Genomic DNA, 13,759 nt, shown 5'->3' on the forward strand with positions numbered 1-13,759 from the left:
TGCACGCTGAACACTTCGTTGTGACTCTCGCCCACCTTCAGCGACTGCACCGCACTGGCGACACCATCGGTGCCATTGGCCAGGGTGTAGGTCCATTGGCCGCTGTTGTTCACGGCGATCGAGCCAAAGGTGCCGGTGTTTGACCCGGCAATACTCCAAGTGGCGGTGGCATCGTGGTCGATGTCGGCCGAACTGAACTGGCCACTGACGCTGAGCGTGGTGTCTTCCTGCACCGCGCCGGCATCATGGCCGGTCGCGAAGCTGAGCACTGGCGCGTCGTTGCTGCCGGTGACGGTGACGGTCACCAACTGGGTGTCGACGCCGCCGAGGCTATCGCTGACTTGCACGCTGAACACTTCGTTGTGACTCTCGCCCGCCTTCAGCGACTGCACCGCACTGGCGACACCATCGGTGCCATTGGCCAGGGTGTAGGTCCACTGGCCATTGTTGTCCACGGCGATCGAGCCGTAGGCGCCGGCTGGCGAGCCATCGATGCTCCAGGTCGCCGTGGCATCGTGGTCGATGTCGGTCGAACTGAACTGGCCGCTGACGCTGAGCGTGGTGTCTTCCTGCACCGCACCGGCATCATGGCCGGTCGCAAAACTGAGCACTGGCGCGTCATTGCTGCCGGTGACGGTGACGGTCACCAGCTGGGTGTCGACGCCACCGAGGCCATCGCTGACCTGCACGCTGAACACTTCGTTGTGACTCTCGCCCGCCTTCAGTGACTGCACCGCACTGGCGACACCATTGGTGCCATTGGCCAGGGTGTAGGTCCACTGGCCGCTGTTGTCGACGGCGATCGAGCCGTAGGTGCCGGTATTTGACCCGGCAATACTCCAGGTGGCGGTGGCATCGTGATCGATGTCGGCCGAACTGAACTGGCCATTCACGCTGAACGTGGTGTCTTCCTGCACCGCACCGGCATCATGGCCGGTCGCAAAACTGAGCACCGGCGCGTCGTTGCTGCCGGTGACGGTGATGGTCACCAGCTGGGTGTCGACGCCACCGAGGCCATCGCTGACTTGCACCGTAAACACGTCATCATGACTCTCGCCCGCCTTCAGTGACTGCACCGCACTGGCGACACCATTGGTGCCATTGGCCAGGGTGTACGTCCACTGACCGGTGCTGTCCACGGCGATCGAGCCATAGGTTCCAGTTGGCGAGCCATTGATGGTCCAGCTGCTCGTGGCATCGTGATCGATGTCGGTCGAGCTGAACTGGCCGCTGACGCTGAGCGTGGTGTCTTCCTGCACTGCGCCCGCATCATGGCCTGTCGCGAAACTGAGCACTGGCGCGTCATTGCTGCCGGTGACGGTGACGGTCACCAGCTGGGTGTCCACGCCGCCCAGGCCGTCGCTGACCTGCACCGTAAACACGTCATCATGACTCTCGCCCGCCTTCAGCGACTGCACCGCACTGGCGACACCATCGGTGCCATTGGCCAGCGTGTACGTCCACTGGCCGCTGTTGTTCACGGCGATCGAGCCGTAAGTGCCGGCTGGCGAGCCATTGATGGTCCAGGTCGCCGTGGCATCGTGATCGATGTCGGTCGAGCTGAACTGGCCGCTGACGCTGAGGATGCTGTCTTCCTGCACCGCGCCGGCATCATGGCCGGTCGCGAAGCTGAGCACCGGCGCATCGTTGCTGCCGGTAATGGTGACGGTCACCAGCTGGGTGTCCACGCCGCCCAGGCCGTCGCTAACCTGCACGCTGAACACTTCGTTGTGACTCTCGCCCGCCTTCAGCGACTGCACCGCACTGGCGACACCATTGGTGCCGTTGGCCAGGGTGTAGGTCCACTGGCCGCTGTTGTCCACGGCGATCGAGCCATAGGTGCCGGTATTTGACCCGGCAATACTCCAGGTGGCGGTGGCATCGTGGTCGATGTCGACCGAGCTGAACTGGCCGCTGACGCTGAGCGTGCTGTCTTCCTGCACCGCGCCCGCATCATGGCCGGTCGCGAAGCTGAGCACTGGCGCGTCATTGCTGCCGGTGACGGTGATGGTCACCAGCTGGGTGTCGACGCCGCCGAGGCCATCGCTGACTTGCACCGTAAACACGTCATCATGACTCTCGCCCGCCTTCAGCGACTGCACTGCACTGGCGACACCATTGGCGCCATTGGCCAGGGTGTAGGTCCACTGGCCGCTGTTGTTCACGGCGATCGAGCCGTAGGCGCCGGTATTTGACCCGGCAATACTCCAAGTGGCGGTGGCATCGTGATCGATGTCGGCCGAGCTGAACTGGCCACTCACGCTGAGCGTGCTGTCCTCCTGCACCGCACCGGCATCATGGCCGGTCGCAAAACTGAGCACCGGCGCGTCGTTGCTGCCGGTAATGGTGACGGTCACCAGCTGGGTGTCGACGCCACCGAGGCCATCGCTGACCTGCACGCTGAACACTTCGTTGTGACTCTCGCCCACCTTCAGTGACTGCACCGCACTGGCGACACCATCGGTGCCGTTGGCCAGGGTGTAGGTCCACTGGCCGGAGTTGTCCACGGCAATCGAGCCGTAAGTGCCGGCTGGCGAGCCATTGATGCTCCAGGTCGCCGTGGCATCGTGGTCGATGTCGGCCGAACTGAACTGGCCGCTGACGCTGAGGATGCTGTCTTCCTGTACCGCGCCCGCATCATGGCCGGTCGCGAAACTGAGCACTGGCGCATCGTTGTTGCCGGTGACGGTGACGGTCACCAGTTGGGTGTCGACGCCGCCCAGGCCGTCGCTGACTTGCACGCTGAACACTTCGTTGTGACTCTCGCCCACCTTCAGCGACTGCACCGCACTGGCGACACCATCGGTGCCATTGGCCAGGGTGTAGGTCCATTGGCCGCTGTTGTTCACGGCGATCGAGCCAAAGGTGCCGGTGTTTGACCCGGCAATACTCCAAGTGGCGGTGGCATCGTGGTCGATGTCGGCCGAACTGAACTGGCCACTGACGCTGAGCGTGGTGTCTTCCTGCACCGCGCCGGCATCATGGCCGGTCGCGAAGCTGAGCACTGGCGCGTCGTTGCTGCCGGTGACGGTGACGGTCACCAACTGGGTGTCGACGCCGCCGAGGCTATCGCTGACTTGCACGCTGAACACTTCGTTGTGACTCTCGCCCGCCTTCAGCGACTGCACCGCACTGGCGACACCATCGGTGCCATTGGCCAGGGTGTAGGTCCATTGGCCGGAGTTGTCCACCGCAATCGAGCCATAGGTTCCAGTTGGCGAGCCATTGATGCTCCAGGTCACCGTGGCATCGTGATCGATGTCGGCCGAACTGAACTGGCCACTGACGCTGAGCGTGGTGTCTTCCTGCACTGCGCCCGCATCATGGCCGGTCGCGAAACTGAGCACTGGCGCGTCATTGCTGCCGGTGACGGTGACGGTCACCAACTGGGTGTCGACGCCGCCCAGGCCGTCGCTGACCTGCACGCTGAACACTTCGTTGTGACTCTCGCCCGCTTTCAGCGACTGCACTGCACTGGCGACACCATTGGCGCCATTGGCCAGCGTGTAGGTCCACTGGCCGCTGTTGTCCACGGCGATCGAGCCGTAAGTGCCGGCTGACGAGCCATTGATGCTCCAGGTCGCCGTGGCGTCGTGATCGATGTCGGCCGAGCTGAACTGGCCGCTGACGCTGAGCGTGCTGTCTTCCTGCACCGCGCCGGCATCATGGCCGGTCGCGAAGCTGAGCACCGGTGCATCGTTGTTGCCGGTGACGGTGATGGTCACCAGCTGGGTGTCGACGCCGCCCAGGCCGTCGCTGACCTGCACCGTAAACACGTCATCATGACTCTCGCCAGCCTTCAGCGACTGCACCGCACTGGCGACACCATCGGTGCCATTGGCCAAGGTGTAGGTCCACTGGCCATTGTTGTCCACGGCGATCGAACCGTAAGTGCCGGCTGGCGAGCCATTGATGGTCCAGCTGCTCGTGGCATCGTGATCGATGTCGGTCGAGCTGAACTGGCCGCTGACGCTGAGCGTGGTGTCTTCCTGCACTGCGCCCGCATCATGGCCGGTCGCGAAACTGAGCACTGGCGCGTCATTGCTGCCGGTGACGGTGACGGTCACCAGCTGGGTGTCCATGCCGCCCAGGCCGTCGCTGACCTGCACGCTGAACACTTCGTTGTGACTCTCGCCCGCCTTCAGCGACTGCACCGCACTGGCGACACCATTGATGCCATTGGCCAGGGTGTAGGTCCACTGGCCGCTGTTGTTCACCGCGATCGAGCCGTAAGTGCCGGCTGGCGAGCCATTGATGCTCCAGGTCGCCGTGGCATCGTGATCGATGTCGGTCGAGCTGAACTGGCCGCTGACGCTGAGCGTGGTGTCTTCCTGCACCGCGCCGGCATCATGGCCGGTCGCGAAGCTGAGCACCGGTGCATCGTTGTTGCCGGTGACGGTGATGGTCACCAGCTGGGTGTCGACGCCGCCCAGGCCGTCGCTGACCTGCACCGTAAACACGTCATCATGACTCTCGCCAGCCTTCAGCGACTGCACCGCACTGGCGACACCATTGGTGCCATTGGCCAGGGTGTAGGTCCACTGGCCGCTGTTGTCGACGGCGATCGAGCCGTATGTGCCGGTTGACGAGCCATTGATGCTCCAGGTCGCCGTGGCATCGTGGTCGATGTCGGCCGAACTGAACTGGCCGCTGACGCTGAGCGTGGTGTCTTCCTGCACCGCGCCGGCATCATGGCCGGTCGCGAAGCTGAGCACCGGTGCGTCGTTGGTGCCGGTCAGGGTGATCGTCACCGTCTGCGCTGCCGAAGCGGCGTTGTCCGTACCGCTGTCGTCGCTGGCCACCACGGTGTAGGAGAAGCTGATGGTTTCGCCGGTGCTCAGGAAGTCCAGGTTCTGGTTGCTGCTGTAGTTCCAGCCGGCCTGATCCACCGAGAAACCGGCGATCAGCGCGGCGGCCTGCGCCGCGCCAAGGGCGCCGCCGCTCCAGACGAGGTCGTTGTTGGCAGTCTGGCTGACCGTCACGACGTCGTTGCTGTCCAGATCGGCGAAGCTCAGCGCTCCGCTGTCGCTCAGCGTGGCCGCACCGTTGCCTTCGTTCATCGCCCCGGTCGTGTCGTCGATGGTCAGCGTCGGCTGGTCGTTGGTGCCGGTCAGGGTGATCGTCACGTCCTTGGTCACCGTCGCCCCGAAGTCGTCGGTCAGCGTCACCGTGAACACTTCGGTCTTGGTCTGGCCCTCGGCCAGGTACTGCGCCGCGTTGTTGTTCAGCGTATAGGTCCAGCCCACGCTACCCGCCGCGTCGCCTGTGCTCTCGTCGCTCACATTGACCACCAGCGTACCCAGCGCACCGGACGGTGCGCTCACGCTGGTCACATGTGCGTCATCGGCCAGGTCTACGTCGCCGAAGGCGAAGCTGCCGCTGGCCACCGTGGTGCCGTCTTCGGTCACCGCCCCGCTTTCGATTTCTGCCGCCGTCACCGTCGGCGCGTCGTTGGTGCCGGTGATAGTGATGGTCACATTCTGCGTTACCGACGAACCCTGACCATCGCTGATGGTGACCAGGTAAGTTTCGGTTACTGTCTGTCCCTGGGCCAGGTACTGCGCCGCCGCATTGTCCAGGTTGTACGTCCATTGCACCGAACCGTTGGCCGCGTTCGCAGCTTCGCTTACCGGCGAGAGCATGAACGTACCAAGATGAGTAGCGTTGCCCCCCGCCGGCGCGAACGTCGCCATGTGCGTGTCATTGAGGTCGACGTCGTTAAAGACAATCGTGCCGCTGGCCGTCAGCGAGTCGGTCGTGCTCGCAGTGGTGTCGGCGTCTTCGGTTACCGTGCCGGCCTGCTCGCCGAGGCTGATCGTCACACCATCATTCATGCCCGAAAACTGCACCGTCGCGGTGGCCCAACTGAGCGTTCCGTTGCCGAGGCGCATCGCATAGGTAAAGCTGTCCGTCAGGAGCTCGCCAACAGCAAGTGCCTGGAGTTGTGCCTTGAAAGCAGTGGAGAAAGTAGCGGCGTCGTAGCCGACCTTCCCGTCCGAGGTGATCCAGATCTTTGCACCATTCTTACTGGTGTCAGAACTCGTCGCCTCAGCCCTCGCCGTATCCTGGGTCAGGAGGTCGGCCGGAGCATAAGCCTTGGTGGCAGTAGAAAAACTGTCCGCGTTGTCGAGTGACCAGAGTGTCTTCGCGTTGCCGCCAAGGTCATTGGACATGACGTCCCAATACATGACCCCCAGCAGATTTTCAGTGGTGTTAAGGACATCATCCTTCGCCTGCGGCGTGTTGGAAAACGAGGTAACGGTTCCGCCGCTTGTAGTTGTAGTGCTAGCCATGTCTTTCTCCCAAGAATGTCACCCTGAGCAAAAAACCGCTGTGGGCCACCAACAGCCGCAAGCCGATTCTTCCTCAACCCACGAACACTTCACTCCACCGGTACCAGCCGGCTGGCCAGTAGCTTCACGCCCACCCCGGCCCTGCCGCCCAGCGGTTCAATGCGCACGATTTGTCCTTGCGCCTTGAACTTCATGGGGCCGCCGGGCGTGTCGAGTTCGATCTCGAAGTCAATCAAGCTACCCACCTGCTGCTCGCTATCGGTTTCGAAATACAAACCGGAGGCGCTGATGTCACGGATGACACCCTGGCCCCCGCCGATCAGTTGCAGCGACAGGGTGACTTGTTCACGGGGCTCAATTCGGTGTGCGTCTCTCATGACTGCAGTCTAAAAACGGCCGCTGTTTATTACATGAGTGCGCTATCCCTTTTTTTCTGGGAGTCAATCACCCATGAAAACAGTGTTTTATGGGACAAATGTCATGGGAGGGGGGACTGAAGCGCTATAGAAAAAAGCTACAGGCTGCAACGATTGCTATCATGATCAGCTAACACAACCCGCCTAAAGAGGCAGCGACCCGAATGCCAATTCAAGTCCTGTTAGTCGCTCTACCGCTCGTGGCCTGGGGCCTTGAGCGTCTGGTGGAAAGCGCTCAACCAAGGTTGGCGCTGGCGGGTTCGGTGGCGTCGGTGGCGCAATACCTGCTTTCGCTGCACCAATACGCGCCGGATGTGGTGGTGCTGGACCTGGACAGCGAGGATTGTATCGAGTCACTGGCCGAATTGCACAGACAGACCAAAGCCAAGATTCTGGTCGTGACAGGGTCGAGCGACGTGACGCTGCATGACAGTGCGGTGCTGGCGGGCGCACGTGGCGTGGTGGATAAGCGGGAGTCGGCATCCGCATCGACATTGCTCAAAGCCATAGAAAAAGTGCATGACGGCGAGCTCTGGATTGACCGCAATGCGACCAGCCGTATCTTCCTTGAACTGGCGCGCAAGAAAGTCGAGCGCGATATAGACCCGGAGCAACAAAAAATCGCCAAGCTAACGCGCCGCGAGCAGCAAACCATTGCATCGCTGGCCCGCGACCCCTCTGCCCCTGGCAAGTTGGTGGCCGAGAAACTGCACATCAGCGAACACACGCTGCGCAACCATTTGACATCGATCTACAGCAAGCTGGGCCTGACGAATCGCGTAGATCTGTACGCCTACGCACACAAGCATGGGCTTTCCACAGGCGACTGAGCCGATTCCTTCCAGATTGATCGAAAACCCGATCTACCCCACCCATCTCCTGCGAGGCCCGCAAGATTCGCCATCAATCTGCGTGACAGACCACTGCCGCAGTGGATCTTCACGGAACCCAGCCTTTATCCTTGACGCCCCCCGCTGTCCCGAGTCCTGGAGTTTCGCCCATGCCCCATGAAGGCAACCTGCTACAAGCCGCTGTCGTGTTTCTGATGGCGGCCGTACTCATCGTTCCATTAGCCAAGCGCCTGCAACTGGGGGCGGTTCTGGGTTATCTGTTTGCCGGGGTGATCATCGGCCCGTCGGTGCTGGGCCTGATCGACAACCCGCAAAGCGTCGCGAACATTTCCGAACTCGGCGTGGTGTTGCTGCTGTTCATCATCGGCCTGGAACTGTCACCGCGACGCTTGTGGGTGATGCGCAAATCAGTGTTCGGCGTGGGCTTGGCCCAAGTGCTGCTGACGGGTTCGATGATCGGCGTGGTGGCGCTGTGGCTGTTTGGCCAGCCATTGAACACCGCGATCGTCCTGGGCCTGGGTCTGGCGCTGTCGTCCACGGCGTTCGGCCTGCAAAGCCTGGCTGAACGCAAGGAACTGACCAGCCCCCACGGGCGGCTGGCGTTCGCGATCCTGTTGTTTCAGGACATCGCCGCGATCCCCTTGATCGCCATGGTGCCGTTGCTGGCCGGTGGCGATCACAGCACCACCGTCAGCGAAAACCTGAACCACGGCCTGCAAGTGCTGGCCAGCATCGCCGTCGTGGTGATCGGTGGGCGCTATCTGCTGCGACCGGTGTTTCGCGTGGTGACCAAAACCGCGTTGCCAGAGGTCTCCACCGCCACGGCGTTGCTGGTGGTGATTGGCACAGCATGGCTGATGGAACTGGTCGGGATTTCCATGGCCCTGGGCGCCTTCCTCGCCGGCCTGTTGCTGGCGGACTCCGAGTATCGCCATGAACTGGAAGCCCAGATCGAACCGTTCAAGGGCCTGTTACTCGGGCTGTTTTTCATCAGTGTCGGCATGGGGGCGAACCTGAGTCTGCTGCTGAGCATGCCGGTGGCGGTGCTGGGCCTGACCCTGTTGCTGATCGCGATCAAACTGCCGCTGCTGTTTATCGTCGGTCGATTGGCCGGAGGCTTGAAGAACGTCAGCGCGATCCGCCTGGGTATCGTGCTGGCGGCCGGTGGTGAATTTGCCTTTGTGGTATTCAAGATCGGGCGAGATCACGGGCTGTTCGCGGCAGAACTGTATGACTTGCTGGTGCTGACCATCACCCTGTCCATGGCCGTGACCCCGTTGTTGCTGCTGCTCTGCGCACGGTTGGTCAGCCCGAAAGTGCAACCGGTGGAAGTGCCGGAGAAGTTCCGCGAAATCGACGCCGACGCGCCGCGGGTGGTGATCGCCGGCATGGGTCGCATGGGCCAGATCGTTGCGCGGATTCTGCGCGCGCAGAACATCAAGTTCGTGGCCCTCGACACCTCGGTGGAAACCATCGAGCTGTCCCGCAGTTTTGGTGGCGTGCCGGTGTTCTACGGCGACCCGATGCGCCCGGAAATCCTCAACGCGGCCAAGGTCGGGGAAGCCGAGTACTTCGTGATCGCCACCGACGACCCGGACACCAACATCAAGACCGCCGAGCTGGTGCGCAAGCTCTATCCGCATATGAAAATCATCGCCCGCGCCCGTAACCGTCAGCATGTGCACCGGCTGATGGACGTCGGCGCACATGCCGTGCGCGAAACCTTTTACTCGAGCCTGGAAATGAGCCGGCAAACCCTGATCGGGCTGGGATTGACCCAGGCTCAGGCGGATGCGCGGATCAAGCGCTTCAAGCAGCACGACGAAGTGGTGCTCGAAGCCCAGCATGCGGTGTATGACGACGCGGTGAAAGTGATGCAGACGGCGCAGGAAGCGCGAATCGAACTGGCGAAGTTGTTTGAGTCGGATCAGCTGCAGGAGCAGGTGGGCACAAAATGAGGTGGATTTAAGGTCCCCTTCGCGAGCAAGCCCGCTCCCACATTGGATCTTGGGTGTTCAAAAATATTGAGCCTGACAGAGCCCCCTTGTGGGAGCGGGCTTGCTCGCGAAGAACGATAACGCGGTGCATTGGATAAACAATCATTTCAAAGGAATCCACCATGACTGACCAACCTGCCCCCGCCCTCAAGGAAATCTTCAACACCGAGCGCCTCAGTCACATCGCCTCCGAGATGACCGCGGTCTATCCGGCATTCGAAGCCAAGCGCTTTCTGAAGCTTGCCCAAACCGGCCTGGCAGACCTCAGTGTCATGCAGCGTATGGCCCGGGTCAGCGAATGCCTGCACGCGGTGTTGCCGCTGGACTATGAAGCGTCGCTGCAGGTGCTACGCGCCCTCGCCCCGCGCCTGAACAGCGGCTTCGTCAGCATGTGCCTGCCGCACTATGTCGCCAACTACGGCGCCCATGCGTTCGATCAGTCGATGGACGCACTGAAGTACTTCACTGCTTTTGGCTCTTCGGAGTTCGCAATCCGTCACTTTCTGCACAGTGACCTCGAGCGCTCGCTCAAGCTGATGCATGCCTGGTCGCTGGATGACAACGAACATGTGCGGCGCCTGGCCAGTGAAGGATGCCGGCCACGCCTGCCCTGGTCATTCCGGCTGGAGCCCATTCAGGCCGATCCGACACTGGCCGCGAACATCCTCGACAACCTCAAGGCCGACACGAGCCTGTACGTACGCAAATCCGTGGCCAACCACCTCAACGACATCACCAAGGATCATCCCGACTGGGTGCTGGACCTGATCGAAGGCTGGTCGCTGGACAACCGGCACACCGCATGGATCGCCAAACACGCCCTGCGCAGCCTGATCAAACAGGGCAACCGGCGGGCACTGGCGATCATCGGCGCGGGCGGCAAGCCTGAAGTCGAGATCGTTGATGTAAAAGTCGAACCGCCGGTGATTGGCCTCGGAGAAAAAATCACCCTGTCGTTTGCCGTCAAATCCACCGTTCAAAGCAGCCAGCGCCTGGTGATCGACTACGCCATCGATTACGTCAAGGCCAACGGCAGCACCTCGGCGAAGGTGTTCAAGCTCAAGGCGCTGACGCTGCCGGGCAACGCCGTCGAAGCCGTCAGCCGTGGTCAGCAGATCAAGGAACTCACCACCCGCCGGCATTATGCGGGGTGCCATGCGGTGCACATCATGGTCAATGGTGAACGGCTGGCCAGCACGGCGTTCGAGATTCTTGCTTGAGCCCCAAGATGGATATTGGATGTGCTGCCGCCATCGCGAGCAAGCTCGCTCCCACATTGGTTTAGCAACGTTCGCAAAATGTGTGACAACACAGCACCCTGTGGGAGCGAGCTTGCTCGCGATGGCGTCCGTTCAGGCACCGTAGGAGGCTGGCCCGAGCAACAACCCTTGCTCCCGCTCACACATCTGCACCACATAATCCCACAACACCCGCAGCCGCACCGATTTGTGCAGCTCCCGGCGGGTGCTGATCCAGTAGCTGCGCTGGATGCTTTCGTCCGGCAGCAGCGGCACCAGACCGGGATCAGCGCTGGCCATGTAGCACGGCAGCACGGCGATCCCCAGGCCTGAGCGCGCCGCCTGTTGCTGGGCGATCACGCTGGTGCTGTGAAACACCACCCGAGGGTTGCGGCAGAAGCTGTTGAGGAACATCAGTTCCTGGCTGAACAGCAAATCATCGACATAGCCAATCCACGCATGACGCCCCAGGTCCTCCCGACTGCGCAACGGCGGCGAACGATCGAGATAGTCCTGGCTGGCATACAACGCCAGGCGATAGTCGGTGAGTTTGCGGGTGACCAGCATGTCGGCGGCCGGGCGCTCAAGGTGGATGCTGATTTCCGCCTCGCGGTTGAGGATGCTGACAAAACGCGGCACCGCCACCAGTTCCACCTCCAACCCCGGATAGCGCTCGAACAAACCGTTCATGCGACTGGCCAGAAACATGATGCCCAGCCCTTCCGTCACGCCGACGCGGATCTTGCCCAGCGGCGCGGTGGATTGGGTGATTTCCTCCTGTGCCAGCAGCGCCACGTTCTCCATCGCCTCGGCGTGTTTAAGCAACGCCTCGCCGGCCGGGGTCATCTCGTAACCCTGGGCGTGCTGGACGAACAGCGCCGTACCGAGGCTTTTTTCGATGGCCTCGATGTGCCGCGCCACGGTGGCATGGGTGGTGTTCAAGCGACGGGCAGCCGTGAGCAAACGCCCGCTGCGCTGCAATTCGAGAAAAAACCGCAGGTCATTCCAGTCGAACATGAATCGTCCTTGTTCGTTGCCGTTCGGGATGCTGTTTAAAAACGCACAGCAGCTGCGCAAAAACTAACATTCTTTTGACGAAAGCTAACAACTAGGATGACAGACAACAAGAACAACAACACGAGGTCAGGGATGCAGGCTTCCCTAGATGAATTCGATTACATCGTGGTCGGGGCCGGGCCGGCTGGGTGTCTGCTGGCCAATCGACTGTCGGCCGATGCGCAACATCGCGTGTTGCTGCTCGAGGCCGGCGGCCGCGACAACTATGCGTGGATTCACATCCCCGTGGGTTACCTGTTCTGCATCGGCAACCCGCGCACCGACTGGTGCTTCAAGACCGAAGCGCAACCGGGCCTGCAAGGTCGCGCCCTGAGCTACCCGCGCGGCAAGGTGCTGGGGGGCTGCTCCTCGATCAACGGCATGATCTACATGCGCGGCCAGGCCGGCGATTACGACGGCTGGGCCGCCGACGGCAATCCTGGCTGGAGCTGGCGAGACGTATTGCCACTGTTCAAGCAGAGTGAAAATCACTTTGCCGGCGCCGCCGAGTTTCACGGCGCCACGGGCGAATGGCGGGTCGAACGCCAGCGCCTGTCATGGCCGATTCTCGATGCGTTCCGCAGTGCCGCCGAGCAAAGCGGCATCGCCAGCATCGATGACTTCAACCAGGGCGATAACGAAGGTTGCGGTTATTTCCAGGTCAATCAGAAGGCCGGCATCCGCTGGAACGCGTCCAAGGCCTTTCTCAAACCCATTGGCCAACGTCCCAATCTCACCGTGCTGACCGGTGTCGAAGTCGACCGCGTGTTGCTGGACAATGGCCGCGCCTCGGCGGTCAGCGCCCGCTGGCAAGGCCAGGCAAAAACCTTCAAGGCGCGCAAGGAGATCGTCCTGTGTGCCGGCTCGATCGGTTCGCCCAGCATCCTGCAACGCTCCGGCATCGGCCCGCGTCCACTGCTTGAGCGGCTGGGCATTGGCGTCGCCCATGAGTTACCCGGCGTCGGTGGCAACCTGCAAGATCACCTGCAACTGCGGCTGATCTACAAGCTGGAAAATGCCCGTACCCTGAACCAGATCGCCGGCAGCCTGTGGGGCAAGATGGGCATGGGCCTGCGCTACCTGTATGACCGCAGCGGCCCGCTGTCCATGGCGCCGAGCCAGTTGGGCGCCTTTGCCCGCTCGGGGCCGGAGCAGACTTCAGCCAACCTCGAATACCACGTGCAGCCGCTGTCGCTGGAGCGTTTTGGCGAACCGCTGCATGCCTTCCCGGCGTTCACCGCGTCGGTCTGCGATCTACGTCCGCAAAGCCGTGGCCGGGTGGAAATCCGCTCGGCCGATCCGCAAGAAGCCCCGCTGATCCAACCCAATTACCTAAGCCACCCGCAAGACCTGCGGGTCGCCGCCGATGCCATTCGCCTGACCCGGCGCATCGTCGCCGCCCCGGCCCTGCGTGCCTTCAATCCGGTGGAGTACCTGCCCGGCGACAGCCTGCAAAGCGAAGAACAGCTACACGAAGCCGCCGCGCGGATCGGCACCACGATTTTCCATCCGGTGGGCACCTGCCGCATGGGCAATGACGCCGACGCCGTGGTCGATGCGCAACTCAAGGTCCATGGCATCCCCGGCCTGCGCATTGCCGATGCCTCGATCATGCCGCGCATCACCTCCGGCAACACCTGCTCGCCGACGCTGATGATTGCCGAGAAGGCTGCACAATTGATCCTCAACCCCGCCACAAGGAGCATCACACCGACAATGGAACTGATCGCACACCCCTGAATCCTTACGCGCCCCCCGTAGGAGCGAGCTCGCTCGCGAAGAACCTGAGAGCGCACGTGGGTGTCAGGTTTGCAGCGTTATCGTTGACGACCATCGCGAGCAGGCGCGCTCCTACAAGTAGCGGATACACCCGATACATCGCAGTAGCGGCACCCGCCCACAAGGCCG

At 62.1% G+C, this 13,759-nt stretch carries 7 protein-coding genes; 4 read left to right on the forward strand and 3 right to left on the reverse strand.

The window, feature by feature from the left end; genetic code table 11:
- Both PSJE_RS25055 and PSJE_RS25060 read right to left on the reverse strand, forming a co-directional pair.
- On the reverse strand, positions 1-6,293 hold a 6,293-nt coding region (locus tag PSJE_RS25055), incomplete at its 3' end, for a VCBS domain-containing protein (RefSeq protein WP_141201489.1).
- An 89-nt stretch (positions 6,294-6,382) separates the two neighbouring features.
- Positions 6,383-6,670, reverse strand: coding sequence for a PilZ domain-containing protein (locus tag PSJE_RS25060; protein WP_057715226.1), 288 nt, complete (start codon positions 6,668-6,670; stop codon positions 6,383-6,385).
- A gap of 203 nt (positions 6,671-6,873) precedes the next feature.
- On the opposite strand from PSJE_RS25060, the gene PSJE_RS25065 reads away from it, so the two are divergent.
- The 3 genes from PSJE_RS25065 (at position 6,874) to PSJE_RS25075 (ending at position 10,777) form a co-directional block, all read left to right on the forward strand.
- Positions 6,874-7,539: a LuxR C-terminal-related transcriptional regulator gene (locus PSJE_RS25065; protein ID WP_057715227.1), complete on the forward strand. Its 666-nt coding sequence runs from the start codon at positions 6,874-6,876 to the stop codon at positions 7,537-7,539.
- A gap of 170 nt (positions 7,540-7,709) precedes the next feature.
- Positions 7,710-9,518: a monovalent cation:proton antiporter-2 (CPA2) family protein gene (locus tag PSJE_RS25070; RefSeq protein WP_090454948.1), complete on the forward strand. Its 1,809-nt coding sequence runs from the start codon at positions 7,710-7,712 to the stop codon at positions 9,516-9,518.
- 161 nt (positions 9,519-9,679) lie between these two features.
- Positions 9,680-10,777: a DNA alkylation repair protein gene (locus PSJE_RS25075; protein ID WP_090454947.1), complete on the forward strand. Its 1,098-nt coding sequence runs from the start codon at positions 9,680-9,682 to the stop codon at positions 10,775-10,777.
- 132 nt (positions 10,778-10,909) lie between these two features.
- Here PSJE_RS25075 and PSJE_RS25080 read toward each other — a convergent pair whose 3' ends face one another.
- Positions 10,910-11,812: a LysR family transcriptional regulator gene (locus tag PSJE_RS25080; protein ID WP_090454946.1), complete on the reverse strand. Its 903-nt coding sequence runs from the start codon at positions 11,810-11,812 to the stop codon at positions 10,910-10,912.
- A gap of 132 nt (positions 11,813-11,944) precedes the next feature.
- Between PSJE_RS25080 and PSJE_RS25085 the strand changes: the two genes are divergently transcribed.
- Complete coding sequence (locus tag PSJE_RS25085; RefSeq protein ID WP_090454945.1) at positions 11,945-13,591, forward strand: GMC family oxidoreductase; 1,647 nt, start codon at positions 11,945-11,947, stop codon at positions 13,589-13,591.
- Positions 13,592-13,759: the final 168 nt, after the last annotated feature.

Source organism: Pseudomonas jessenii, assembly GCF_002236115.1.
GTDB classification, from domain to species: Bacteria; Pseudomonadota; Gammaproteobacteria; order Pseudomonadales; family Pseudomonadaceae; genus Aquipseudomonas; species Aquipseudomonas jessenii.

Excerpts from the sequence above, each read along its gene's own strand:
- PSJE_RS25060 (WP_057715226.1), bottom strand. The coding sequence starts at position 6,670 with ATGAGAGACGCACACCGAATTGAGCCCCGTGAACAAGTCACCCTGTCG.
- PSJE_RS25065 (WP_057715227.1), top strand. The coding sequence starts at position 6,874 with ATGCCAATTCAAGTCCTGTTAGTCGCTCTACCGCTCGTGGCCTGGGGC.
- PSJE_RS25070 (WP_090454948.1), top strand. The coding sequence starts at position 7,710 with ATGCCCCATGAAGGCAACCTGCTACAAGCCGCTGTCGTGTTTCTGATG.
- PSJE_RS25075 (WP_090454947.1), top strand. The coding sequence starts at position 9,680 with ATGACTGACCAACCTGCCCCCGCCCTCAAGGAAATCTTCAACACCGAG.
- PSJE_RS25080 (WP_090454946.1), bottom strand. The coding sequence starts at position 11,812 with ATGTTCGACTGGAATGACCTGCGGTTTTTTCTCGAATTGCAGCGCAGC.
- PSJE_RS25085 (WP_090454945.1), top strand. The coding sequence starts at position 11,945 with ATGCAGGCTTCCCTAGATGAATTCGATTACATCGTGGTCGGGGCCGGG.